Origin of the sequence: Salicibibacter cibarius, from assembly GCF_016495725.1 — a bacterium.
GTDB classification, from domain to species: domain Bacteria; phylum Bacillota; class Bacilli; order Bacillales; family Marinococcaceae; genus Salicibibacter; species Salicibibacter cibarius.
Window position 1 is genome coordinate 1513038 of record NZ_CP054705.1, and the last position, 24282, is coordinate 1537319.

The window sequence follows — 24282 nt, forward strand, 5'->3', positions numbered from 1 at the left end:
TAGAAAAAAATTAAAATTTGTAATAAATAATAGGAAATTTTAGTGCTATTTTGTCGAATAGTGAGTGGACCGCGGATCATAAAGCGTAAGAACACTGGCAATTGCCTAATTTTTCATAGCGAATATTGCGACGGATTTTTTGATAGAGTTGAAAAAAGGTACATGTTTTCCTTTTCCTTATAACATACTAGCGATGAGCACATACAAGGAGGCGACTTAAAAAATGCAAAACCAACAAGGGCAAATGAACATGGATAACCAACAATCCGGTCACATGCAACCGATGCAAAATCATGGCGGGCATGAAATGTTTGACGCGCATGAGGCATTGACAACGGCGATTAACGTGCTTGATCAATACATGATTTTTCGTCCCTTTGTGAAAGAGCAGGAACTTCTCGGCATTCTCGATCATCAATATGATTACATCACGACGCAATACAATCGGATGGTGGAAGCATTCAGCACCGGGCAAAAGCCGTCGAAGACGATTGAACCTTATGAAATTCCGGCGATGGCTGAAATCACGTATGGAATGCAGGCGTCAGCGCCTAAAAAACCAACCAACAATCTGGGAGAAATAAATGAGCAGAACATTTCTACCCATATGCTTGGATTGGTAAAGGCTACGTCATCTATGTTTGCGCTTGTCGCACCGGAGATTACCAATTCCGTCCTTCGCAGGGTGATCGCTGATTCCATTCACGATTTTGTTGAGATGGCTTACGAGCTTTTTCTCTATCAAAACAAACGGGGGTTTTATCAAGTGCCCCAATTACAGCAAATGGATATGGACAAAATGATGCACGCGTATGAACCTTCACAAGCGAATATTAAGCAAAGCAGATCAGGGCAAATGCATTAATAAAGAGAAGACGGTTGCTAGATAGTGATCGTCTTCTTTTTATTATTACGGCTATTTAAGGTTCTCAGGTCAAAACGATTGATTAATAATTGGCGAGCGTAACGCTGTAATTGAACTTATCCGCTCGATAAATCGTTCTGGAATATTCGATAGGCATATCATTAATTCCGGAGCTTAGGCGACTGATTTGCACCAAAGATTCTCCGCCTCTTACGCCTAAAATATCAGCTTCTTTAGTCGATGCGTTAACAGCTGTAACCCAATCTGTTGCATGCTTTAAACTTACATTGTTTTCCTCAATAATAGCGTAAGGCTCTTTTGTGTCACTTTGATTGGTCATAAATAATCGGCCTATAGATTCCGTAGTATAAAATTGTAAAATGGCAATCGGGGTGCCATCTGCAAAACGCACTCGTTCATATAAAAATATTTTTTCATTTTCAGGCTTATTTAGCTGCTTTTTAGCATGATACATCTCTAAGGAAAAATCCATCCGTAATATTTTTGATGTGAATTTATCACCTTGCTCTTCAAAACGTATGGTTGAAGATTGAATACGGTTTATAGGTGTATACGTGTTTACTTTCGTTCCTTTTCCTTGCTGACTATCCAAAATACCTTCCTGCACTAATGATGAAATAGCTTGTCTCAACGTGGTTCGACTTACATTAAATTCATCCAGCAGTTTGATTTCTGAAGGAATGTATTCACCAGGCTTCCAGATACGATTTTGAATGTTTTGAAGGATAAGTTCTTTAATTTGTTGATATAACGGAATGCGGTTGGTATTGTCCATTGTCTGTTTTTCCATGTGATCTACTCCTTAGTATACTTAAATCTATGATACCAAATCTGTAAATGTAAAACACGAAAGAAAATACATCGCATACTCATCATTATGATTCATAACTTGTAATGATGAGTTGATTGATGTATACTTATTAATGATTCAGAAAATCTTATAACTACTATAAGATGAATATTTTTACAGTTATGGAGGCAAAGTATGGATAAACTAACCAGTATTCGTCATGATAAAACACAGATTGACCTTGTTCGTATGCGTCAATATCGCCTGGGCAGGGTGAGGGAACAACTTAAGTCGCTTGGATATGGCGGTATTGTCATTTTTGACCCTGTCAATTTGCGGTATGCGACTGGAAGTCGGAACATGCAAATTTTCATGTTAAGAAATCCTGCACGCTATGTTTTTATTCCAACAGAAGGACCTGTTATCTTATATGATTTTCCGAATTGTGAGCATCTCTCAGAAGGAATTGAAACTATTGATGAGGTTCGCCCGGCTAAGACAATGTCATATGTGTCAGCTGGGTATCATCTGCAGGAAACCGCAAAAGAATGGGCTCAGGAAATTGCGGATTTAATGCAACAATATGCTGGAAAAGATGAAAAACTTGCAGTGGATCGACTGGATCCTGCTGGAGCAATTGCGCTTGCAAATGAAGGTGTTCAGGTCGTGGATGGGCAAGAACCCATTGAACATGCTCGCAGTATCAAGAGTCAGGAAGAGATTGAAGCGATGAAGATTTCCGTTCGCACCACAGAGGCTGGTATGGTCCGGATGAAAGAAGCTTTAGTTCCGGGAATAACGGAGAATGAATTATGGTCACATCTGCATCAAACCAATATTGCCAATGGCGGGGATTATATTGAAACACGCTTATTAAGTTCGGGTCATAGAACGAATCCGTGGTTTCAAGAATGTAGTAATAAGGTGATTGAAGACGGGGAAATCGTGGCCTTCGATACAGATTTGAATGGCCCTTTTGGTTATTATACGGATATTAGTCGTGCATTCTATTGTGGTGAAGGTGAACCGACAGATGAACAAAAACGGCTTTATCAGGCAGCTTTTGAACAAATTCAATACAACAAAGAATTGCTTAAGCCCGGGATGACCTTTAAGGAGTATGCAGATAAAAGTTGGGAAATTCCTGATGAATTTTTTGCTAACCGTTATTTTACTGTTGCACATGGCACAGGGCTCAGTGGAGAATATCCATACATTGTATATCCTCAGGATTTTGAAGAAAAGGGATATGACGGGGTTATTCAAGAAAATATGGTGATATCGGTAGAAAGCTATATTGGCGCCGAAGGCGGAAAAGAAGGGGTGAAACTCGAAGAACAATTATTGGTCACGGAAAATGGAACAGAAAATTTTTCGAACTTTCCATTTGAAGAAAAGTTATTATCCTGAATGGAACAACGCATAAGTTGAAAGAACCGCTACGTTCAATGCGTTGGACATGCAAATGTACATAATAGGGAAAATTTGGAGGGGTTATTTAGATGAATAAAACATTCAGTATTGGCTTAGTTGGTTTGCTTACAATGACTGCCTGTGGAAATGGCAACGGTGAAGAAGGAAACGATGAAATTGGGGATTCTATTCAGATTGGTTATACCAATTATGCCGAGAATACAGTTGTATCCGCTATGTGGGCGCAATTATTAGAAGAGCAAGGATACGATGTGACACGATCAAGTTTGGAAAAAGCGGCTTTGTATGAAGGCGTTGAGACTGGTGATGTCGATATTGGCTTTTCTGCTTGGCTGCCTTTTACTGATGACCATTTCGTCTCAGATGATGCGCATGATGTTCAAGAAGAGGGTGCTTTTTATGAAGGCACTGAACTAGGGATAGCCGTCCCTAGCTACATGGAAGATGTAGAGACAATTGCCGACCTCAATGATTATGTAGATGAATTAGACGGAACGATTATAGGTATAGACCCCGGAGCGGCCATATCATCGACCACTGAAGAGGAAATTATTCCCTATTATGATCTTGAATTCACGTTACAAACGTCTTCTGAGCAAGGGATGCTCAGTGCTTTTGACTCTGCGTACGCGGAAGAAGAACCTATTGCTGTGACCCTTTGGAGCCCACACTGGACGTTTGGCAACTATGACATTAAATACTTGGGGGATCCTGATAACGTATACGGAGATGACGATGATATCTATTATATTGCACGTCATGGTTTAGCTGAAGAAGAATCTCAAATCATAGAGTGGCTTAACAATTTGCATTTCACAGACGATCAATTATCTGAACTGCTTACTCTGCAAAACGAGTTAGAAGATGACGATGAAGCAGCACAGCAGTGGATGGAAAACAACCAAGAAGTTGTTGACGAATGGCTTGAGTAACTATCTTAGAGGAATCCTTTCATCGTGCGAACACAGTAAAGAACATTTTTGTTCTGCAAACTAAATAAAGAACTATAATAGAAAATCCCACCGATAATTTGTCTTATCGGTGGGATTTTTGTCTCAGGTGTTTTCAGAGGAGGAAAGCTGAATCATTAATATCTATCCGGTGATAGGAACATCAGATGAACAGCTTCCATACCCTGGACAGGTATTCAAATCATCTGCAATTGTTTGGATATGTCTTGAAGATTCGCTTTTGTGGAAATATCTTCAGCCAATAATGGGAGAAAAATTTTCTTCTGTTTTTTAAATTGCTCGTGAATCATTTGAATATAGTGCTGTTCTTGTTGTTTTCGTTTTTGGAAAAAGACAGAAGCATCGGCTTCGTCGGGTAGGCATTTATTGATGATTAATGTATTCACGTTCATTTTCGCTTGAGCAAGCTGATCAACCGCCCGCGACGTCTCTTCAATCGGGAGCCGTTCAGGTGTAAGCACATACACGAAGCCTGTTTTTCTTTTGTCTAAAAACCATTTCCTCGCTTCCGCAAATTTTTGCTTTCGCTTCATTAACGTTTGATAAATAGGGTCTTCGACAGGCTCCCCATCATTTAATAGTTGGCTGTAGTTTTCATTTACCGTACGCCTGCGTTTTAACATGCCATCGATCCATGCTTCCATCATCTCCGGCAAAGAAAGCAGCCGCAACGTATGCCCGGTGGGCGCAGTATCAAAAACGATCAGATCAAAGTGACCGGTTTGCTCGAGAATGATGTTCACAAGGGCGTCAAAAAGGGCGGACTCATCAGCCCCCGGTGTGTTGGCGGCCATGTCGATTTGTCTGTGTACTTCACTTACGCGATGGGCATGGACGAGCCCCTGCAAATTTTCCTTGACGCCTTCGATGTAGCGTTTTGATTCTTCCCCTGCGTCAATTTCCAACCCATATAAATTTGTTTGCAACCGCGAAATGGTGTTTCCAATGCTTACGGCAAACAAATCTTCAAGATTATGGGCGGGATCGGTGGAAACGAGCAGTACTTTTTTGTCGTTTTGGGCGGCGGAAAGGGCAAAGGCAGCGGAGCACGTTGATTTGCCCACCCCGCCTTTTCCGCCGAAAAAGACAACCGAATGGTTTTGCATATACGGCCTCCTTATTGGTCATCCTCTAGCTTTTCGCCTCTTTCATTTTTAAATAGGACATAGGCCTCCAAGATAATCCACATGGCAAATACGAGCACGATGGATCCAAGAACGACGAGCAGCCAATCGCCCCACCATTCCGTACTAATTTGGGTGATTAAAGCAAAAACCGTCATTACAATGAGAAAGACCATCGGTATAAACGAGATGAGAAAGTTTCTTCCCTGTCGGATCAACCATATCGAAATGAGCATAAGGACGATGCCGGCGAGTAACTGATTGGTCGTGCCGAAAAGCGGCCATAAAATATAACCGCCACCTCCCAGCCCTCTTTCCTCTTCAGGAAGGAGGACAAGGATGAAACTTGCACCAACGGCGATGGATGTTGCCACGTGTTTTTTCGTCAGCGTGACAGCCTTGTACTCACGGCCAAGCTCAGAGATAATGTAGCGCATTAATCGCGTGCCGGTGTCCATCGTTGTCGCCGCGAAGCTCACGACAATAACGGCTGCTATCGTCTGGGCGATTGCCTCGGGGACGAACAAGCCGGTGGCAAGTTGGGCGGCACCTTCAATAAAATTGCCGAGCCCTTCCTCATTCGCAACGTTAAAACTAGGGTAAGCCGCTAAAAAGTCGTCTGTCGTGGCGAACAAGGTTCCAACGGCAATGATCGATATAAGCGCGACTACGCCTTCTCCTACAGCGCCCCCATAACCGACAAGGCGGGCGTCTGTTTCCTTATTCAATTGCTTGGAAGAGGTACCCGAAGCCACAAGCGAGTGGAAACCGGATACGGCACCGCAGGCAATCGTAATAAAGAGAAGCGGGAGCCAGGAAACATCATCCACGGAACGCGTAGTCGGAGCCGTTACTTCCGGGTTTAAAAACAGCAGACCGATTAAAAAGATGGTCAAACCGACAAACGTTTGATGTGCGTTAATGTAATCTCGAGGCTGCAGCAATTTCCACACGGGAAGTGTAGAAGCCACGTAGACATACGCGAACAAAATGAGCAGCCAGATCAAAAAGGACATGGTCACCGCGTCCAAACCGAAAGCGATGGTCGCGTCTTCTCCGCCGAGATACTGCACGAGATCGATTTGCAGAGCCGGTATGTAAGTGGAGAGGACAGCTGTTCCATACATAACAACCAAGGCAATGATGGATGGAAGAAGCATTCCTTTTCCCCGGCGCAGAAAGTAAACCCCGATAATCACAGCGAGAGGAATTTGAATTAACACAGAAAGAACACTGGCCGGATATGTGATGAACAAATTGGCAATCACCCAGCCAAAGACGGCAACCACCATGACCAAAAGCAGCAGTATGATAAATAAAAAGAGCAACTTTGCCCGTCGCCCGATTAAGCGGTTGGCTAATGTGCCGATGGATCGTCCTTTGTTTCGTGCCGAAATGACAAGGGCGCCAAAATCATGGACGCCGGCGGCGAAAACGGTTCCGAGAATGACCCATAGAAAAGCGGGCAGCCAACCCCAGTAAACGGCAATGGCCGGCCCCATAATCGGAGCGGCACCGGCAATGGACGTAAAATGATGGGCCCAAAGGACACTTTTTCTCGTAGGTACAAAATCAACCCCGTCATTATACTGATGAGCAGGTGTTTGAAAGTTCGGATCCAAACGGTAAATATGTCTCGCGATATATTTGGAGTAAAAGCGATATCCAAAGGCGAGAACAATCATACCGAGGATCGCAAGCAAAATTCCCGACATTCATGATCACATCCTACTAAAATATTGAAAGCGATTCAGCGTCCATTATAAAAATTTGACATATTTTTTGCAATAACAAGGATTCAGTGAACCTCGCCACCTAAATTAAAGATTTTGAAGGGGATTTCTCGGCAAACATGTTAAAAAAGAAGCAAGAGTTAGACTTGCTTCTTAGCAACAACGAATACCATCCAATGGGGATTTTTCCATACCCATTCGCAAATGCCAATCATGAAAGTCTTCAATCATTTCCGGATACAACTCTAGCGTATAGTAGGAAACAGGGTTCGGCAATCCTAGCATTTCGGAAAAAGAGAGCAGGTAAAAAATATCATTTTCGTCTCGAAGCTCCCGTTTAATCTCGGCACGATGCGGCAAACGAAGCACTTCATCATAAAACGCCAGGGCACGTGATAGCTGATCTTTCAACCCCAATGGTGACCCTCCATTTCATTGTTTTCCACGTATTATAGCAAATGAATCCGTAATGACGAAAATTTTTCACAGGTGATGTGGGGTCTACGGACATTAGTTCGTGATTCAGTGTTTGTCTTGTTCCTCTCGAAGCAGCTCGACTTCCGTCCGGGGAATTACTATGCTTCATTAGTTCCTCTCGAAGCAGCTCGACTTCCGTCCGGGGAATTACTATGCTTCATTAGTTCCTCTCGAAGCAGCTCGACTTCCGTCCGGGGAATTATTATGCTTCATTAGTTCCTCTCGAAGCAGCTCGATCTCTGTCCGAGGGATTACTATGCACTTGTTCAACTCGGAGCACCCACATCCATACCCAACCTGGAACGGAAACTAATGTCGGGTAAGGGTACAATGAAAGATCCAATTGCACCCCATAACGGAAAAGAATGCTGTTCGGAGGTGCAATCGCATCTATTTTTTACAGTTGACCTTAAAAGGTAAAGCAACCTATTTACTGGTCGTCATCTTCCAGTCCTTGCGTTTTATCATTTTTAAACAACAGATAGGCTTCCAGGCAAATCCAGACGGCAAAAATGAGAATGATCGCACCCAGGATAAAGAGGAGCATGTTGGCTTCCGTCCCGTACCAAGCCCATTGTCCCCAAACTTGGGAGATCATCGCCCAAAGTGTCATGAAGAGTACAAATACCATTGGAATAAAGGTGACGAGGAAGTTACGCCCTTGTTTTCGCAGCCAGATCGAAATGAGCAAGAGCGCGATTCCCGCGAGCAACTGATTCGATGTCCCGAACAACGGCCAGAGGAGATAACCACCCGCGCCGAAACCTCTTTCATCTCCCGGCATGAGGACAAGCGCCATACTTGAGCCAACAGCAATGGCTGTCGCCACGTGCTTTTTCGTCAGAGCATAAGCCTTATACTCAGTAGCGATCTCGGAGATAATGTAGCGCATCAAGCGAACGGCGGTGTCTAGGGTGGTTGCGGCAAAGCTGACCACGATGACGGCCACGATCGTTTGAGCGGCCGCTTCCGGAATCAAGAGTCCACTCGCGAGATTGGCGGCACCTTCAACGAAATTGTTCAAACCAATTTCATTGGCAGTCGTAAAACTGGAATAAGTGGCGGTAAATTCATCTTGGGATGAAAATAAAGTGACAACGGCTATGATCGAGAGGAGCGCGAGGATTCCTTCGCCAATAGCACCTCCGTAACCAACTGCGCGAGCGTCGGTTTCCTTGTTCAATTGTTTGGATGTCGTTCCTGAGGAGACAAGGGAATGAAAGCCTGAAATCGCCCCGCAGGCAATGGTAATGAAAAGAAGCGGAAACCAGGAAACGTCATCGACGGAACGAGCTACAGGCGCATTGACTTCCGGATTGGTGACCAACAGTCCGAAGTACAAAAGCCCGAGGCCGACGATAAGTTGGTGGGCATTAATATAATCCCGTGGTTGCAATAGTTTCCAGACGGGTAACGTAGAAGCAAAGTAGACATAAATCATCAAGATGGTAATCCATATGAAAAACGCCATGGAAACAGCATCTAACCCGAAGGCGACAGTTGCATCTTCGCCGCCGAAGTAGCTCACCAAGTCAATTTGTAACGCGGGAATCCCGCTTGCAAGCACGGCTGTTCCATACATAATAATTAAGGCGATGATGGATGGAAACAGCAAGCCTTTTCCGCGCCGAAGAAAATAGAGCCCAATGATCACCGCGAGCGGGATCTGAATAAAGATGGATAACACACTTGCCGGAAAAGAGACAAACAGATTGGCAATGACCCAGGCAAAGACAGCATTAACCATCAATACGAGAATGAGGATAATAAAAAGGAACAACATTTTTGCCCGCCGGCCGATTAAACGGTCGGCAAGTGTACCGATAGAACGTCCCTTGTTGCGCACGGACAGTACGATCGCCCCAAAGTCATGAACACCGGCCGCGAAGACGGTTCCAAGAACGATCCAAATAAAAGCGGGCAGCCACCCCCAGTAAACGGCAATGGCCGGTCCCAGGATCGGCGCGGCACCTGCAACTGAGGTGAAATGATGTGCCCAAACGACGCTTCTTTTCGTTGGAACAAAATCGACGCCATCGTTAAACTGGTGAGCAGGAGTGACAAAGTCGGGATCAAGACGATAAATTTTTCTGGCTATAAACTTGGAATAGTATAAGTATCCCAGCGCGAATATGATGAGTCCAATGGCAGCTACTCCTATTCCCGGCATACAACTTTCACATCCTTTTTAAAATTATGAAATATTCTCTCAGTATACCATAATATGGACGAACACTGACAAAAATTCCATTTAAAAAAGAATGTTTGTTACAAGGTTAAAAAAATTCGGTGATTACTTGTATAATCTGTTGCAATAGGAACTTAAACGTGTTACCTTGTTAATGTGAAAGTGATGAACGAACTGTGAATCACAGGCCTCTGCTCGATCAAAAGATCCAACAGGGTTAATCGTATATCACTTCAGAATTTAAGTTTAAGGAGGCCTTTGTACGAGATGAAAGGCACAGTAAAATGGTTTAACGCAGAAAAAGGGTTCGGTTTTATCGAACGGGAGGATGGAGATGACGTATTCGTTCACTTCTCCGCAATCCAAGCCGAAGGATTCAAAACGTTGGATGACGGCGAAACGGTAGAATTTGAAATTGTTGAAGGCGATCGTGGCCCTCAAGCGGCTAACGTTGTGCGTCAATAGAGAATCATAGGGAATAGCGATTCCGTGTAGACATCAATCACGGGATCGCTTTTTTTACACTTTAAGAATGTTTACCTTTATTAAAGTATAAGTAAAACTAAGGCTTCCACTATAAAGACTTAGTGGAAGCCTTAGTTTTTCTAAAATCCCCTGTTTTGGCTTTGGGAGAGGAGTTATCATGTTTAAAGTAGCTTTGGGAGAAGATCTGTACTTACATCTTATTGAGGTGCAACACGCCCAAGAATTATATTCAGTTGTACACGCTTCCCGAGGTCACCTCAGGCGATGGTTGCCGTGGGTTGATGCCATGAAGACCGTGGCGGATTATCAACCGGTCATTCACGCTTGGCTCCAACAATATGCGGATGGCAGAGGGTTTCAGGCGGGGATTAAGAAAGACGGCGTTCTTGTCGGCGTTATCGGTTTACATGACATCGACTGGATGAACAAAAGGACGTCTTTGGGTTATTGGCTTTCCGAAGCGTATACCGGGCAAGGTATTATGACAAAAGCTACACAAGCGGTATTGGCGATCGTATTTAACGATTATCAATTAAACCGTGTGCAAATCCAATGCGGAATGACCAATTATGAAAGCCAGGCGATCCCAAAAAGGCTTGGTTTCCGTTTTGAGGGCGTCGTTCGTGATGGGGAATGGCTATATGATCACTACCATGACCTCGTGCAATATAGTTTATTGCGGGAAGAATGGATACGGTATATTACTAGGGATGAGATGCGGGAGGTGAAAGGATGGAATTAATACAAACGTACCGACGTAAAAAAAAGACCGATCATTTTCTTGTCAGCATCCTTTTTACCATCGTTTTTTTTGTGTATATGTATTTGTTTATCTATCTTCCTTTTACAATCGTAGTGCCGGCGCTTGGCGTACTCTTTATCGTATGGGCGATGATTGAAGGGCGTGGGGAAAGGGCAGTGCTTGAACGGCTGCTTCCCTTTTTCCGAGGCTTATTGGACGCCGAACGAAGCCTGGCTCCGAAGACGTTTGCATCCTATCGTTTGAGCTTTCGAATTAGTTTACGGGTAGTAGGGGTAATCCTTATTTTGGTAGGGATCTTCGAGCATTTTGCCATCATTGATGTCGAACCGGACGTTTTTCCGTTTACGGCTTTATTTCCTATCGCGTTAATCGTTGTAAACGTGAATATATATACACGCCATAAAAGAATGGAAGCGGGAGATGAGGATAAAATCAGGGGGGTCTGAAACCGGTTGATCATGAAATATTCTTAAAAAAACAAGCATAGATTCAAAATATGCCCGTAGAATAAGATATAACCATGTAATCTATCATAACGAGATTGCAGCGCATGTGATGCTTTTATAAGAAAAATTTTAATTGATCGGTAAATTTGAACCAAAAGTTATATGTGATATGATGATACAAAGCTACAGCGTATGGATAAAAGCTGTAGTACATATCAGATATTCATCCATTATTTTTAGCAAAATTATTAAGAGGGGGAGAATTGACAAATGAAAAAAAGGGGCCTTATTTTTGCATTGACGGGTGTCGGAGCGCTCATTGCCGCTTGTGGCGGTGGCGAAACGACGGTAGAAGATCTTGAAGAAGATGGTGTTGTACAGGTAGGGGTTGCCAATGAAGAACCGTATGGCTATCTTGATGGCGAAACGGCTACCGGTGCCAGTACGGAAATTGCCAGAGCAGTTTTCCAGAACATGGGCGTCGAGGATGTTGAAGCGACGGTTACGGAATTCGGGAACCTTATTCCGAGTTTAAATGCCGGCAACTATGATGTTGTTACCGCGGGGATGGATATACAACCGGATCGTTGTGAAAATGCAAGTTTCGGAGATATCGAATACAGCTATGGCGAGGGAATGGCTGTTGAAGCCGGAAATCCATTGGATTTACACAGCTATGAAGATATCGTTGAGGAAGACGCGACTGTATCGATCATGTCGGGGGCCAACCAGGTTGAAATGTTTGAAGACCTTGGCATTGATGAAGATAATATTCAGTATGCCGATGACATTCCTGGGAACATTGCCGCCCTTGAAGCCGGGGATGTTGACGCGACGGTGATGACGGGTGCGACGATGAACTCGGCGATGGAAAATGCGGATACAGACGCGATCGAGCAGCCGGAAGATTTTACGGACCCGGAGATTGATGGAGAAGAGCAGGTTGCATACGGTGCCGCTGTTTTTCGCGATGATGACGAAGAATTGCGTGAAGCCTATAACGAAAGCCTGCAGGAATTAAAAGACTCCGGGGAAATCGCGGAGATTATCGCGGAGTTTGGTTTCGAAGAGGATGATGTTGTCATGGACGAGACGACAACCGAAGAACGGTGTGAAGGATAGAATCAATGATAAAAGAAGCACGGTGTCAACAATCGCCCACCGTGCTTTTTTTCCATTACACTAACAGAAGAGATTTTGACTTACACCATTGTTGGCGAGAAGTCAAGTTTTTCTAAAATGAACGTCAGCTTTTGGGAGAGGTGCTTGTGTTTACGAATATTGGAGAATTTTTACCTTTCATATTAGAAGGATTGTCCACGACCGTACAAGCATTTTTGTTCGGCGCTGCATTGGCTTATTCCATCGCGATTGTGGCCGGTCTTGCAAGGACAGCTAATCTTGCGATTGTACGAGTGGTCGCTACTATCTTTGTCGAGTTATTTCGGGGGACATCCTTACTTGTGCAGATGTTTTTCTTTGCGTTCGTATTCCCGTCGCTGGCTCCATTTACGATATCCACATTTTTGGCCGGCGGGCTTGCGCTCGGGTTTAACTACGGCGCATATGCGTCCGAAGTCGTTCGCGGTGCCGTTTTATCCGTGCCGGAAGGGCAAAAAGAGGCAGCCGTTTCCCTCAACATGTCAAAGTTTCAACGCATGCGTCTCGTTATTTTGCCGCAGGCGTTTCGCATCATGTTGCCGGGGATCGGGAATAATTCCATTGAGTTATTAAAAGGAACCTCGCTCGTGTACTTTATTTCGCTCGCCGATATGACGTATCGAGCGGATATTCTTCGAGGCGCGAATACGGCGCTTAGCAGCCAAGTGGAGATTTATACGTATTTATTGTTTACTTATTTTGTAATCGCGCTTCCCCTTGTCTTATTGACGAGATGGTTGGAGAAACAAGCATCTAAAGGGGTGAGCACAGCATGACATGGGATTGGGAGTTTGCATTTGAAATATTCCCGGATATCTTAAACGCCATTGGCGTTACAATTGGGGCGACAGTTGCCGCATATTTTATTTCTCTGACACTTGGGCTTGTGCTCACGTTGCTGCGAAGGTCAAGTTTCAAGCCATTATCTCTCTTTGTGGCAGGTGTTATCGAATTTATCCGTATGACACCGCCCCTTGTACAATTATTCTTCGTTTATTTTGCCTTTGATATGAGTCCGTTTTTGACAGGGGCAATCGTGCTTGGCGTTCATTACGCCACGTATGTATCGGAAGTGTATCGATCCGGTATAGAGTCTGTCCCGGCCAGTCAATGGGAGGCCAGCAAGGCATTGAACTTTTCAACGGCGCATACGTGGCAAAAAGTCATTTTACCGCAAGCGATACCGCCGGTCATCCCCATGTTGGGAAATTATTTGATCGTACTGTTTAAAGAAACACCATTGTTATCCGGAATTTACGTGCTGGAAATGTTAGCGGTGGCACAAATGATTGGTTCCGACACGTACCGTTTTCTGGAACCGGTCACGATTGTCGGTTTCTTATTCCTTGTACTTAGTTACCCATCCGCGTTGTTCATTCGATATTTGGAAAAACGATCGGGTCAAATGCCCGGAAGTTCTGAAAAGGGTGTGAAAACATGACAGAAGAAGTAGCGGAAGAAACAAAGAAGGCTCCTGAAGACGATCTCGAAAGTGTGGTTGTCCGCTATAAAGATGTCAAAAAAGCCTTTGGGGATACCGTCGTACTGAACGATTTGAATCTCGATGTCAAACAAGGGGAAAAAGTTGCTTTGATCGGACCTTCCGGCTCGGGGAAAACAACGATTATTCGTATGCTGATGACGTTGGAAGATCCGACGGAAGGAACGATCGAAGTCGACGGAGAAATGCTTTGGCATAAAGAAGTGAATGGTAAGCTTGTCCCCGCTGATGAAAAACATATGCGCAAAGTGAGAGGAAAGATCGGAATGGTCTTCCAGCAATACAATCTTTTCCCGCATATGTCGATTATGCGCAATTGTACGGAAGCACCTGTCCATGTGCTTGGGATTAGCAAAGACGAAGCGAAGAAAAGAGCCAAGGAAATGCTGGAGAAAGTAGGGCTTGGCGATAAAGTCGATCAATACCCTTCGCAATTGTCCGGAGGTCAGCAACAACGCGTGGCGATTGCCCGTTCCCTCGTCATGCAACCTAAGGTGATGCTCTTCGATGAAGTTACGGCCGCCCTTGACCCCGAGCTTGTGGGAGAGGTTCTTGAGGTCCTTAAAGACATTGCTGCCGAAGGAGACACAACGATGATGATCATTACGCATGAAATGGATTTTGCCCGGGACGTCGCGGACCGTGTCCTTTTTCTAGATAATGGGAAAATAGCCGAAGCAGGACCTCCCGGCGATGTGCTTGAGAATCCTCAGAGTGAACGCTTGCAATCATTTTTGGGAAGGTTTAACGAGGGTGGTTAATCGGGAATCGGTTCAGCACAAAGGTAGTGCTGAATCGATTTTTTTCACACTTTAAGAATGTTTAACTTTGTTAAAGGATTAAAGTATAAGATAAACTAAGGCTTCCACTATAAAGACTTGGTGGAAGTCAAGTTTTTCTAACATTATCAGAATGTATAAATTGTTCGGATGATAGTATAAGAAAAGACTTTGACTTTCGCCATCCTTGGCGATAAGCCAAGTTTTTCTAAGACGTTTGAAAGGGTGAAGACATTTGATTGATCGAGTAAGAAGAAAAAACCCCCTCGTTCACTGCATCACGAATGATGTCGTGACGAATTTCACGGCAAATGGGTTATTGGCGGTCGGAGCAGCGCCTGTGATGACAGCGAACCATGAAGAAGTAGAGGAAATGGCGCAAAAGGCTGATGGCTTATTGCTAAATACCGGAACATTGACCCCTTATCAATATGAAGCAATGCGGCTCGCTGCCCGGTCCGCGAATGAAAATCAAACCCCGATCGTTTTAGATCCTGTTGCGGTTGGAGCAACCGCTTATCGCACTCGTGTTGTCAAGGAACTTTTAGGTAAAGTAAAGGTCGATGCCATTCGCGGAAACGGCGGGGAAATTGCTGCACTCATTGGCATGCACGCGGATATGCATGGCGTGGAAGGAAAAAGCAACATGCCCCCGGAGACCTTGGCAAAAGAGGCAGCTAATGTATTGGAGACAGTGGTTTGCGTCACTGGTGAAATAGACGCCGTAAGTGGCGGAGAGCACACCTTTCTCATAAAAAATGGGCACGCGTGGCTTTCGCGTGTTGTTGGCACGGGCTGCTTGCTCGGAGCCATTGTATCAGCCTATATCGCCTCAAAGGAAACTAACGAAGATATTACACGAACCGCAACGGATGCGCTTGCCCAATATAGCTTCGCCGCTGAAGACGCATACGCATGTGCGAAGACAGACGGGATTGGTACGTTCCAACAACGTTTTTTGGATGCTCTCGGATCGATTAGTGACGATCATAGCCATGAAAAAACAAATGTGTACCAAATGTAGTGCAACATTTCAAGCTTATACCCGAGCAAATGCGCACCGCAAAGCCGTATCTTGTTTGCAGATACGGCTTCGCAACGTGATCAGACGTCTTTTTTTGATGATAGTCTAAAGATGGTGATTGTCATGACAAGGCAAACGCCTACCAATATTGCGGCTATTCCAAGAATTGCAATAAGTTCGAGTGCCAATGAAATCCCTCTTTCCGTTATTGAATTTGGTTTTACTTCTCTATTCCACAGTTAGTTACCAATAAAACATGAAAATTCAACATTTTATAAATAATATGTGAGCTTAGCGGCAGCTATTCATTTATTCGGAATTGTTTCTCCGTGATGAAAAAGGAGAAACGGGGCAGGATGAAAGATGAAACTCTCGTTTTCCAGTTCCTCATTAATGAAATTTGTTGTTATGTCGTGTATATTCAATGTAGATGATCTATAAGTAAACGAATACCGATATATAGGGGAGTTCTTGATTATGAATCGTTCATCATTTATGAAATGGGTCACGGGAGGGCTGGAAGCATTCTGGGCGTTACCGGTCATTGGCGGTTCCATCATCTTTTCCATGAGTTGGTCTCCGCTTGTTGTCATGCTGATTTTGCACATCATCACATTAATCATCAGTATTAATGAAGGAAGAAACAAACATGGCAGCATTCTCGGGATTGTCACATCCGCTGTGGGGTTTATTCCGTTCTTGGGTTGGATGATGCATACACTTACCGCGATTTTGCTTTTAGTTGACGCCTATCGTTCCGAAAAAGCGATTGAAGTTTCATAGGAGAGATTGAATTCCGTATCATGAATGGAGATGGTGCGGGATTTTTTTGGTGCTTAATTACGAAAAACGTAGTACTATGAAGGGGTGGGAGAGAAAGGAGGATACTATGCAGTACGATACGATAGGTTTTAATGTTCGCTATTATCGAGAGATGAAGGGGTTAACACAAAAGCAACTTGCGGAAGATATTTGTACACAAGCTCAAATCAGCAAAATCGAAAAAGGAGACATCATTCCGCTATCTTCCACTTTGTATGAAATTGCTAAAAAACTGGATCTCGACGTCAATTATTTTTTTCAGATGGGAGAACACGAGCGTGTTGATTACATAGAAGAACTTAAAAATGAGATTCGGCAGAAAATACGTGATTATGATTATGAAGATGCAATGGAAACGCTCCAAAGCCACGAACATGATAAATTTTTTAACAATAGTTATTTGCAACAATTTCGCTTATGGCATTTGGGCATTTGTGTATACCATTTACATGGAGATTATCAAAAAGCAATGGAATATATGGATGAAAGTTTAGCTCTTACCTATAAAGGGAGCACGATGTATACGGAACGGGAAATTGAAATTATGAACAGCATGGCGATTATCCAGTACTCTGAAGGTAAGTGTAAAGAAGCACATGAAAATCTTCTAAGAGCGGTAAATGCCAGTGTATTTGTACCTAATCTACAACCAAGCATTAAAGTAAGAATGTGGTATAACCTATCCAACATTCACACAATAGAAAGGCGCTATAATGAAGGATTGCAGGTGGCTGATCGAGGAATACAGATTTGCGTACGCCATGAAATGATGTACTTGCTCGGCGAATTACTATTTCAAAAAGGGTATTGTGAACGAAAATTAAATTTTAAAATTTGGAAGAAGCATTTCGAACAAGCCATCGGCATATTTGAGGTAGCAAAAAAAGAACATCTAGCGGAAATGGCTAAAAAAGAGATGGGAGAAAATGAATGAACATTTACTGAAAAAAAGCAAAGGGGAGAATGCTCCCTTTGCTTCTAGTGTGCAAATGGCAACGCTAGTGTTGAAATACTGTGCGCAAAGGGGAGACTGTAACTCTCAATTCCCGTTAAGGACGCTCCCAAACTAAGGCTTCCGATCACGACCATTCCGATTAGTGCCGATGCAAAGATTGTTTTTTTCATTGCTTGCACCTCCTTAGCAGTATCCTATACCAAAGGATATAAAGGAGGCAATTGGACAAGAACAGCCATGAGATGACAAGAATCTATAAAAACATTGCTATATCGACATCATTTGTCGAATTAATAACTATGAGCATAACCAGCGCGAATATTGTCAGAAAATATTTACGAGGAAACAGGAGAAAATAAATGACACAGCCGTTTTGTGCACAAGTAAGTGAAAGAAGACGTTTTTCGGTCCTGTGAGTTCGTAAATCATCTTCGGCCACATTTCACAAACAACGACCGATATCAATGTTGGAGATCTAGTGGTCTATATCAAAAATCTTTCCGAAACTCCTATTCACATATCTCCCGATCCTTTGAGGACTGATCGGGTTGAAAAACTGCATTTTGAATCCTCAATTGCCGTGGTAGATCATCGTTTATCCGGATTTTTTGTGCAGGAATTTCTGGTACGTTCCACTAGCGGCGTGTTTCAAAAGTCCTTTCATTATTATTAAAAAATGGTATACATCCATTCGCCTAAGATGAATTTTGTCCCTCTCAGGGCAACTCGACCCCCGTTTGAGGGATTACTTTGTACTTCCGGGCAGAAAGTGATTCGTTATCTCCTCACGCAGCGGAGTATTGACGGCTTTTGTTGTTTTTTGTAGAAAATTGCTTCGATATAACAATCCCCTGCTTATTTGCAGGGGAATCAGGGTATTTAATCGAGAACTGTCACTTCCACGTTTTGTCGCCCGAAGCTTGTAGCTTCTTCTTTGGTAGGAACATGAAGGTCAATTTTTTCCCCGTTGATAGCACCGCCGGTATCTGCCGCAATGGCTTCGCCATATCCTTCTACATGGACGGTGGAGCCGAGAGGAATAACATTAGGGTCAACGGCTACGACATTTGCGTTACGATCGTTACGAAGATCTTTGCCGGTTGCTGTGATTCCGGAGCAACCGTTACATTCTGCGGTGTAGGCTGTTGCTTCCATTTGATACGTCGTACCTTCAGGGCTTTCGGAAGAAGATTCGTTGTCAGCGTCAGCCGATGTTGGTTCTTCCGTTTCTTCCGTTTGTTCCGTTTGTTCAGTGCTAGTTTCTTCGTTTTCCGCTTCCGTCGTTTCCTCTATTGCTTCTTCTTCCGCTGCTTCTTCGCTACTTTCTTCCTGCGCTTCTTCTGCTTCAGGTTCTTCCTCTATAGCGTCTGTTTCATAATAAAGAGCTCCGAATGTTTTAGGGCCTGCAAGACCGTCTGCTGAAATGTCGGCAGCTTCTTGAAAGTTTTTAACGGCTTCGTTTGTTTCAGCATCAAAATCACCGTCTATATCGCCGTTATAATGACCGGCTTCTTCCAATGTTTCTTGGAGATCCTCCACAAGCGCACTTTCATCGCCTTCTTCAAGTGTTTTCAATGCACCGAGGGTTTGCGGGCCGGCAAGGCCATCGGCAAGCAAGCCGTTTTCTTCTTGGAAAGATTTAACTGCCTCGGTAGTTGCATTATTGTAAACACCGTCTGCTGAAGCTTTTTCTAATTGTTCTTCCTCTATAAGTAAATCTTGAAGCGTTTCGACGTGGGTATCCTCTATTCCTTCCGTTAACAATTCGTCTCCAAAATCACTGGCATCGGTGGCAATTGGTAAAGCCAGGAAAACAAATCCGGCAACCAGCGTAGACAAACCGAAATTTTTTACCCATTTAGGGGTTTGCATTTTCCGCATGTAGCAAACTCCTCCTCTTGGTAGAAATTCTGGTGGTTGTGTTTTGGCCAACCACTAGCATCCTAGCAAGCTTTAAAAGAGGAGACAAGGGAATTACAAGGGATTTAAACGAACTGCAAACCGCTTGTAATAGGGGGTGTTTCTGCTCCAAGCTCTGTAATAAACACACATTTTACGGATATTTGCTGAAGAATCCCGAACGTCATTTTTCTTTAAATCCGTTGTAAATAAAATCTTCAATGTCCGCGACTACCCCTATATCATTTAGAATGGTAATGACGACAAGCAACGCGGGACCGATAAACAAGCCGATGAGGCCGAAAAGTTGTAAACCGATGAACAGGGAAAACAACACACTGAGAGCATTTAAATTCATGCTGACGGACAGCACTTTCGGCTCTATGCTTTGTCGGACGATGACAACGACAATGTAAAGAATCGACAAAGCGATGCCCATAAAAATTTCTCCCGTAATAAAACTGTAAACTGCCCACGGAATCAAAATTGTTCCGGTCCCCAAGTAAGGAAGGATTTCGGCAACTCCGATAATAATGGCAAGCGTTAACGGGTTTTCCGTCCCTAATGCTACTAAGCCGATCAAAACAATAATGGACGTAATAAACATTAAAATTAGTTGCGCCCGCACAAACCCAAACACTCGCACGCGCATTTGTTGCATGAACAGCACGAACTTTGCTTGTACGAATGCCGGAATTCTGCGTTGCATTCCCAGTTTAATTGCGCCGGCATCCTTGCCCATGAAATAGATAGCCAGCAGGACAAAAAGGATGACAAGCAAAAAAGTAGGAATCGCTGTGAAAACATTGCCCAAGCCATCGACAATCGCTTGACCGACATTGCCCAATATGTTGCCGAGTTGATTGCCGAGTTGGGCAATTCCTTGTTGCATCGTTTCTTGTTGCGTCGCGTCTAAATTATCAAAAAAACCGCTCATTTCTGTCCATACAGGTAAAATGGTTTCGTTAAATATTCGCTGTAACTGCTCGGCACCTTGCTCAATCCACGTCGGCAACTGCTCGGAGAATTGGCGAAAACTGTAAATAAGAAGAAACGTAATCCCGGTGATGATGCCCCCCAATAAGGATATGCCGACGAGCAAAGATACGAAGGATGCCAGACTGGAGGGGAAATTTAGTTTTATTTTTAAAAATTTAAGCAGTGGCGAGAGCATCCAAGCGATGATCGCGGCAATAATGAACGGGTACGTAAGTGTAAATAAATAGGCTGCGAGCAAAAAGAGTAGAATGATACTGCCGATCATGATGACCGCTCGCCCTATGGTCCAGGCCTGTTTTTTTGTCATTCCAGTTCGCCCTTTCCGAAACGAGGTAGGAACAAATACATCTTATTGCAATTTTGTATGTATGAAAACCCCCCGGCAGGGAGAGATGAGAGGCTCCCTGCCGAGCGGTATTGTTATGATTGTCCGAGTGCATGGCCGGCAAGGACATAAAGGACAACCGTCGAAGCCAAGTGGGAAGAAAAATCAGTAGCATCTTGTTGCGGATACACTTCCACAAAATCCATCCCGCATAGCCCTAATTTCCCAAATTCATGGATCATCGTCAATAGTTCATAGGAGCTTAAACCGTTGGCATCCACCGGACCTCCCGGGTTAAACGCGTGATCGAGCACATCGCTGCATATCGATAAATAAACGGCGTCCGTTCCTTCGCTTGCCTGTTTATAAATATCATTCGCGAGGGCACGCAATTCGCCGCCTGCACGGATATCATTAATCGTGAGCGTTTTAGCGCCGGCATCGCGTGCGTAGCGGCCACTCTCAGGCTTGTTGCGCGGACCGTGGATACCAACGTGCAAAAGGCTTTCATTGCGTACGCCATCTAATTCATACAGGCGGGCAAATGGCGTGTTACGGGCATATTTGTCGCCGTTAAAATGCGGCATGTTGTCGTAGTGGGCATCCATGTGGATGATCCCTATTTTTTTATCCGGATTTGTATCACTCCATGCTTGAATAATCGGGTACGTGATACTGTGATCGCCGCCGAGGGCGACCGGAAATTTTTTGCTTTCCCATATCTCTCGGGAAAAAGCGGTGATCCGTTGCATCGTTTTGTCGATTTCGGCCGGCACGACATCCACATCGCCCATATCAGCCAATTGTAAATGCTCAAAAACATTGATATGATCAAGCTCGGGAAGGTAGCCGCTGTAACGGGCGGAGGCAAGCCGCATCGATTTTGGGCCAAGTTCGACCCCTGTATAATCCCCCCATGTGACCCCTCCTTCCCAAGGGACACCGTAAACAAGGACGTCGGCACCGCGGTTATTTTTATCAACAGCCCAAGTAGCGTCTAAAAAGCAAGGCGTATTTCCGTATACATAGTCTCTCATCATACAACCTCCTGTTGTCGTCGGTGATTAATACAATAAATCAAGAATGTCTTCTTTTACAATTGGTCCAAAGTATGTTTGCGTGTCAATACCCTTAAGCGTAGCGGCGATGGCCTTTGGTTCATATTTCGTTCCGTTCAAGCGCGCTTCAATGTCTTTGACATCGCCTGTCCCAAAGAAATCGCCATAAATGGACGTATCGCCGATAATGCCTTTTTGTACTTTGAAACGAAAATCCACTAAACCGGCAGCAAATTTTTTCGATTTTTTCACGTCATATTTGGGGGACTTTCCGTAGTTCCAATTCCAGTTTCGATATCGGCTTTCCGAGATTTCCATAATATGCTTCCAGTCTTCGTCGGTCAATGTGTAACGCTCAAAGGCGCTGTCTCCTTCAAAGAGATGATGCAAGAGCGTTTTTTTAAACGTATCCATCGCAATTTTGTTTTCGAGGAAATCGTTGATGTTTGCTACTCGGCTACGAATGGATTTAATCCCTTTTGAGCGAATTTTTTCATCACTGACATTTAACGCTGAGACAACGTTTTCCAGTTCTGAATCCAGCATCAACGTTCCGTGGCTAAACATGCGCCCTCGAGAAGCAAATTGCGCATTGCCCGAAATTTTATATCCGTTCGCCTGTAGATCGTTTCTTCCGCTAAGTTCAGCCGGGATGCCCATTTGTTGCAGAGCGGTGACGACAGGCTCTGTGAAGGTTCGAAAGTCATTGAAGCTGTTCCCGTCATCTTCGCTGATGAAACTGAAATTTAAGTTGCCCAGATCATGATAGACAGCGCCGCCACCCGATAGACGCCGAACAACGTGCAGATTGTTTTCCTCTACGTAGTCTGTATTGATTTCCTCGATTGTATTTTGATTTTTGCCGATGATAATCGAAGGTTCATTCACATAAAACAGCAAATACATATCGGCTTCCTGGAAATTCGTGAGAATATACTCCTCGATGGCAAGATTTATACTTGGATCTGTGATATTATCATTATCAACAAAGATCATTCGCTTTCCCTCCATGAAAAAAAGTGCCATCTCCCATTGTATAAAATCAGTAACAAGATTGCACGTTAACGGTTTGAAAAGCGAATTTCTGTGATATACTTGATATACTAAAAAACCCGAAAGGAGGAGCGTCATGAAAGAAATTATCACCTTGATTCAAAGCCGTAAATTAGAATGCACGATTGCATTTATCATTATTCTTATGGCAATAGGCGCAGGAATATTTGCGAACGAAATGCTTGAAGTAGGACGAAATTGGGTGGTTCGGTTTTATTTGGCATTCACGTTTGTGTCATTATTGCTTTTCTCCATTTATATAGGGTTGGATCGAATTTTTTCCTCAAAAAAACAGAGCGAAGAAACGTGATCTAAGAAGCTGCGAGAAATGCTCGGGCTTCTTTTTTGCGAGGAGCTTCAAGGAAGGAACATTCATCGTTTTTATTCGATTTCGGTCCCCATGAACGCCCCATGGTGCCCGAAACAGGTCAGATCTTCTAGTTTCGGGTTCCATGACCGTCCTATGGCGACTGAAACAGATCAGATTATTCGATTTCGGTTTCCATGAACGCCCCATGGTGCCCGAAACGGATCAGATCTACCATTTTCGGGCTTCATGAACGCTCCATGGCGACCGAAACAGGTCAGATCTTCTAGTTTCGGGTTCCATGACCGTCCTATGGCGACCGAAACAGGTCAGATTAATCGATTTCGGGTCCCATGACACTCCGAGACGCCCCATGGGGCGTTCGAAACGGCTAACGTTATGGAAAAGAATCATGAAAAAGTATGTGAAAATGATCGACCTCGAATAAGACGCAAAAATGAGTGGAAGAATCTTAACCAAGCAAATCAATTGCTGGAATCATGTATCCAAGGAGGAAGTTATAATGAACAAGAAATTATTGTATGGCATATTATCCGGAATCTTTACCGTTGGAATGTTGGCGGCTTGTAATGGCGGAGACCAACCGGATGATGGCGGAGATCAACCGGATGACGACGGTGGAGAAATGGACGATGGCGGACCGGACAATGGCAACGGGGACATGGATGATGATATGGATATGGATATGGAAGACGACATGGAAGAAGGCGCCTAACCGAGCCGCCTGAGCCAGAGGTCGATAAAGAGGGTCTTTATGTACATAAGGGCCCTTTTTGTAATTTCATACTATCGCATGAATGTGTGATAATTTGTAAAAAACATATTTCTCGTTTTAATTGCTTATCCACGTGGAATATCCTTGACTAGTAGCCAGATAATGTAGAGAAACTGGCGATTAAACATAAGGAGGATCAACAAATGAGTAAGAAATTGTTGTATGGAGCACTATCCAGTATTTTTGCTGTTGGAATGTTAGCAGCATGCAACGGTGATATGGATGACGGCGACGACGGTATGGACGATGGAATGGATGACGGCGGCGAAGAAATGGATGAAGAGATGTAATCCAGTCGCGAACGG

At 44.0% G+C, this 24282-nt stretch carries 26 protein-coding genes; 16 read left to right on the forward strand and 10 right to left on the reverse strand.

The genetic code is table 11. The features are described 5' to 3' along the window. The first annotated feature begins 223 nt into the window (after positions 1-223). Entirely contained in the window at positions 224-865 is a 642-nt protein-coding gene (locus HUG15_RS07925; protein WP_200128150.1) for a spore coat protein, read from the forward strand. A gap of 82 nt (positions 866-947) precedes the next feature. On the opposite strand, the gene HUG15_RS07930 is transcribed toward HUG15_RS07925, so the two are convergent. Then, positions 948-1676 carry a GntR family transcriptional regulator gene (locus HUG15_RS07930; RefSeq protein ID WP_200128151.1) on the reverse strand — a complete coding sequence of 243 codons (729 nt, stop codon included), beginning with the start codon at positions 1674-1676 and terminating at the stop codon, positions 948-950. Between the two features lie 195 nt (positions 1677-1871). Here HUG15_RS07930 and HUG15_RS07935 point away from each other — a divergent pair, with 195 nt between their 5' ends. Next, positions 1872-3086, forward strand: coding sequence for a M24 family metallopeptidase (locus HUG15_RS07935; RefSeq protein ID WP_246516549.1), 1215 nt, complete (start codon positions 1872-1874; stop codon positions 3084-3086). 92 nt (positions 3087-3178) lie between these two features. After that, entirely contained in the window at positions 3179-4042 is an 864-nt protein-coding gene (locus HUG15_RS07940) for a glycine betaine ABC transporter substrate-binding protein (RefSeq protein WP_246516550.1), read from the forward strand. A gap of 215 nt (positions 4043-4257) precedes the next feature. Here HUG15_RS07940 and HUG15_RS07945 read toward each other — a convergent pair whose 3' ends face one another. The 4 genes from HUG15_RS07945 to HUG15_RS07960 all read right to left on the reverse strand — a co-directional run bounded on the left by HUG15_RS07945 (position 4258) and on the right by HUG15_RS07960 (position 9585). Further along, positions 4258-5187 carry an ArsA family ATPase gene (locus HUG15_RS07945; protein WP_200128152.1) on the reverse strand — a complete coding sequence of 310 codons (930 nt, stop codon included), beginning with the start codon at positions 5185-5187 and terminating at the stop codon, positions 4258-4260. A gap of 11 nt (positions 5188-5198) precedes the next feature. Next, positions 5199-6920 carry a carbon starvation CstA family protein gene (locus tag HUG15_RS07950; protein ID WP_200128153.1) on the reverse strand — a complete coding sequence of 574 codons (1722 nt, stop codon included), beginning with the start codon at positions 6918-6920 and terminating at the stop codon, positions 5199-5201. Between the two features lie 171 nt (positions 6921-7091). Beyond that, positions 7092-7355, reverse strand: a complete 264-nt coding sequence (locus HUG15_RS07955) for a cory-CC-star protein (RefSeq protein ID WP_246516551.1) — start codon at positions 7353-7355, stop codon at positions 7092-7094. Between the two features lie 490 nt (positions 7356-7845). Further along, positions 7846-9585: a carbon starvation CstA family protein gene (locus tag HUG15_RS07960; protein ID WP_200128154.1), complete on the reverse strand. Its 1740-nt coding sequence runs from the start codon at positions 9583-9585 to the stop codon at positions 7846-7848. A 285-nt stretch (positions 9586-9870) separates the two neighbouring features. Between HUG15_RS07960 and HUG15_RS07965 the strand changes: the two genes are divergently transcribed. The 10 genes from HUG15_RS07965 (at position 9871) to HUG15_RS08010 (ending at position 17519) form a co-directional block, all read left to right on the forward strand. Then, positions 9871-10068: a cold shock domain-containing protein gene (locus HUG15_RS07965; protein WP_200088989.1), complete on the forward strand. Its 198-nt coding sequence runs from the start codon at positions 9871-9873 to the stop codon at positions 10066-10068. Between the two features lie 178 nt (positions 10069-10246). Next, positions 10247-10831, forward strand: a complete 585-nt coding sequence (locus HUG15_RS07970) for a GNAT family N-acetyltransferase (protein WP_200128155.1) — start codon at positions 10247-10249, stop codon at positions 10829-10831. Further along, the gene (locus HUG15_RS07975; protein WP_200128156.1) at positions 10822-11298 is read left to right on the forward strand and encodes a hypothetical protein; all 477 of its coding nucleotides are present in this window, start codon (positions 10822-10824) and stop codon (positions 11296-11298) included. Before HUG15_RS07970 ends, HUG15_RS07975 begins: the two co-directional genes overlap by 10 nt. A gap of 270 nt (positions 11299-11568) precedes the next feature. Beyond that, the gene (ehuB, locus tag HUG15_RS07980) at positions 11569-12420 is read left to right on the forward strand and encodes an ectoine/hydroxyectoine ABC transporter substrate-binding protein EhuB (RefSeq protein ID WP_200128157.1); all 852 of its coding nucleotides are present in this window, start codon (positions 11569-11571) and stop codon (positions 12418-12420) included. Between the two features lie 146 nt (positions 12421-12566). Further along, complete coding sequence (gene ehuC, locus HUG15_RS07985; RefSeq protein ID WP_200128158.1) at positions 12567-13235, forward strand: ectoine/hydroxyectoine ABC transporter permease subunit EhuC; 669 nt, start codon at positions 12567-12569, stop codon at positions 13233-13235. Beyond that, positions 13232-13900: an ectoine/hydroxyectoine ABC transporter permease subunit EhuD gene (ehuD, locus tag HUG15_RS07990; RefSeq protein ID WP_200128159.1), complete on the forward strand. Its 669-nt coding sequence runs from the start codon at positions 13232-13234 to the stop codon at positions 13898-13900. Before ehuC ends, ehuD begins: the two co-directional genes overlap by 4 nt. Beyond that, on the forward strand, positions 13897-14721 hold the full coding sequence (gene ehuA, locus HUG15_RS07995; protein WP_200128160.1) for an ectoine/hydroxyectoine ABC transporter ATP-binding protein EhuA: 825 nt from the start codon (positions 13897-13899) through the stop codon (positions 14719-14721). The genes ehuD and ehuA overlap by 4 nt, the downstream gene beginning before the upstream one ends. A 253-nt stretch (positions 14722-14974) precedes the next feature. Next, positions 14975-15763, forward strand: a complete 789-nt coding sequence (thiM, locus tag HUG15_RS08000) for a hydroxyethylthiazole kinase (protein ID WP_246516552.1) — start codon at positions 14975-14977, stop codon at positions 15761-15763. Between the two features lie 477 nt (positions 15764-16240). After that, the gene (locus HUG15_RS08005) at positions 16241-16546 is read left to right on the forward strand and encodes a hypothetical protein (protein ID WP_200128161.1); all 306 of its coding nucleotides are present in this window, start codon (positions 16241-16243) and stop codon (positions 16544-16546) included. Between the two features lie 106 nt (positions 16547-16652). After that, positions 16653-17519, forward strand: coding sequence for a helix-turn-helix domain-containing protein (locus tag HUG15_RS08010; protein WP_200128162.1), 867 nt, complete (start codon positions 16653-16655; stop codon positions 17517-17519). Between the two features lie 44 nt (positions 17520-17563). Here HUG15_RS08010 and HUG15_RS08015 read toward each other — a convergent pair whose 3' ends face one another. The 5 genes from HUG15_RS08015 to lplA form a co-directional block, all read right to left on the reverse strand. Continuing rightward, complete coding sequence (locus tag HUG15_RS08015; RefSeq protein WP_200128163.1) at positions 17564-17710, reverse strand: hypothetical protein; 147 nt, start codon at positions 17708-17710, stop codon at positions 17564-17566. A 709-nt stretch (positions 17711-18419) separates the two neighbouring features. After that, the gene (locus HUG15_RS08020) at positions 18420-19421 is read right to left on the reverse strand and encodes a peptidoglycan-binding protein (protein ID WP_200128164.1); all 1002 of its coding nucleotides are present in this window, start codon (positions 19419-19421) and stop codon (positions 18420-18422) included. A gap of 202 nt (positions 19422-19623) precedes the next feature. Continuing rightward, the gene (ytvI, locus tag HUG15_RS08025) at positions 19624-20745 is read right to left on the reverse strand and encodes a sporulation integral membrane protein YtvI (RefSeq protein WP_200128165.1); all 1122 of its coding nucleotides are present in this window, start codon (positions 20743-20745) and stop codon (positions 19624-19626) included. A 113-nt stretch (positions 20746-20858) separates the two neighbouring features. Beyond that, positions 20859-21800 (reverse strand): agmatinase family protein, encoded by a 942-nt coding sequence (locus HUG15_RS08030; RefSeq protein WP_200128166.1) that lies wholly within the window; start codon positions 21798-21800, stop codon positions 20859-20861. Positions 21801-21827: 27 nt separating this feature from the next. Next, on the reverse strand, positions 21828-22817 hold the full coding sequence (gene lplA, locus HUG15_RS08035) for a lipoate--protein ligase (protein WP_200128167.1): 990 nt from the start codon (positions 22815-22817) through the stop codon (positions 21828-21830). 133 nt (positions 22818-22950) lie between these two features. On the opposite strand from lplA, the gene HUG15_RS08040 reads away from it, so the two are divergent. From HUG15_RS08040 to HUG15_RS08050, 3 genes are all read left to right on the forward strand, one after another. Beyond that, positions 22951-23184, forward strand: coding sequence for a hypothetical protein (locus tag HUG15_RS08040; protein ID WP_200128168.1), 234 nt, complete (start codon positions 22951-22953; stop codon positions 23182-23184). Positions 23185-23704: 520 nt separating this feature from the next. Continuing rightward, entirely contained in the window at positions 23705-23917 is a 213-nt protein-coding gene (locus HUG15_RS08045; RefSeq protein ID WP_200128169.1) for a DNA primase, read from the forward strand. A 203-nt stretch (positions 23918-24120) separates the two neighbouring features. Then, positions 24121-24267, forward strand: coding sequence for a hypothetical protein (locus tag HUG15_RS08050; protein WP_200128170.1), 147 nt, complete (start codon positions 24121-24123; stop codon positions 24265-24267). Positions 24268-24282: the final 15 nt, after the last annotated feature.

Coding starts and splice junctions, on each gene's coding strand:
- HUG15_RS07925 (WP_200128150.1), top strand. CDS start 224: ATGCAAAACCAACAAGGGCAAATGAACATGGATAACCAACAATCCGGT.
- HUG15_RS07930 (WP_200128151.1), bottom strand. CDS start 1,676: ATGGAAAAACAGACAATGGACAATACCAACCGCATTCCGTTATATCAA.
- HUG15_RS07935 (WP_246516549.1), top strand. CDS start 1,872: ATGGATAAACTAACCAGTATTCGTCATGATAAAACACAGATTGACCTT.
- HUG15_RS07940 (WP_246516550.1), top strand. CDS start 3,179: ATGAATAAAACATTCAGTATTGGCTTAGTTGGTTTGCTTACAATGACT.
- HUG15_RS07945 (WP_200128152.1), bottom strand. CDS start 5,187: ATGCAAAACCATTCGGTTGTCTTTTTCGGCGGAAAAGGCGGGGTGGGC.
- HUG15_RS07950 (WP_200128153.1), bottom strand. CDS start 6,920: ATGTCGGGAATTTTGCTTGCGATCCTCGGTATGATTGTTCTCGCCTTT.
- HUG15_RS07960 (WP_200128154.1), bottom strand. CDS start 9,585: ATGCCGGGAATAGGAGTAGCTGCCATTGGACTCATCATATTCGCGCTG.
- HUG15_RS07965 (WP_200088989.1), top strand. CDS start 9,871: ATGAAAGGCACAGTAAAATGGTTTAACGCAGAAAAAGGGTTCGGTTTT.
- HUG15_RS07970 (WP_200128155.1), top strand. CDS start 10,247: ATGTTTAAAGTAGCTTTGGGAGAAGATCTGTACTTACATCTTATTGAG.
- HUG15_RS07975 (WP_200128156.1), top strand. CDS start 10,822: ATGGAATTAATACAAACGTACCGACGTAAAAAAAAGACCGATCATTTT.
- ehuB (WP_200128157.1), top strand. CDS start 11,569: ATGAAAAAAAGGGGCCTTATTTTTGCATTGACGGGTGTCGGAGCGCTC.
- ehuD (WP_200128159.1), top strand. CDS start 13,232: ATGACATGGGATTGGGAGTTTGCATTTGAAATATTCCCGGATATCTTA.
- ehuA (WP_200128160.1), top strand. CDS start 13,897: ATGACAGAAGAAGTAGCGGAAGAAACAAAGAAGGCTCCTGAAGACGAT.
- HUG15_RS08005 (WP_200128161.1), top strand. CDS start 16,241: ATGAATCGTTCATCATTTATGAAATGGGTCACGGGAGGGCTGGAAGCA.
- HUG15_RS08010 (WP_200128162.1), top strand. CDS start 16,653: ATGCAGTACGATACGATAGGTTTTAATGTTCGCTATTATCGAGAGATG.
- HUG15_RS08015 (WP_200128163.1), bottom strand. CDS start 17,710: ATGAAAAAAACAATCTTTGCATCGGCACTAATCGGAATGGTCGTGATC.
- HUG15_RS08020 (WP_200128164.1), bottom strand. CDS start 19,421: ATGCGGAAAATGCAAACCCCTAAATGGGTAAAAAATTTCGGTTTGTCT.
- ytvI (WP_200128165.1), bottom strand. CDS start 20,745: ATGACAAAAAAACAGGCCTGGACCATAGGGCGAGCGGTCATCATGATC.
- HUG15_RS08030 (WP_200128166.1), bottom strand. CDS start 21,800: ATGAGAGACTATGTATACGGAAATACGCCTTGCTTTTTAGACGCTACT.
- lplA (WP_200128167.1), bottom strand. CDS start 22,817: ATGATCTTTGTTGATAATGATAATATCACAGATCCAAGTATAAATCTT.
- HUG15_RS08040 (WP_200128168.1), top strand. CDS start 22,951: ATGAAAGAAATTATCACCTTGATTCAAAGCCGTAAATTAGAATGCACG.
- HUG15_RS08045 (WP_200128169.1), top strand. CDS start 23,705: ATGAACAAGAAATTATTGTATGGCATATTATCCGGAATCTTTACCGTT.
- HUG15_RS08050 (WP_200128170.1), top strand. CDS start 24,121: ATGAGTAAGAAATTGTTGTATGGAGCACTATCCAGTATTTTTGCTGTT.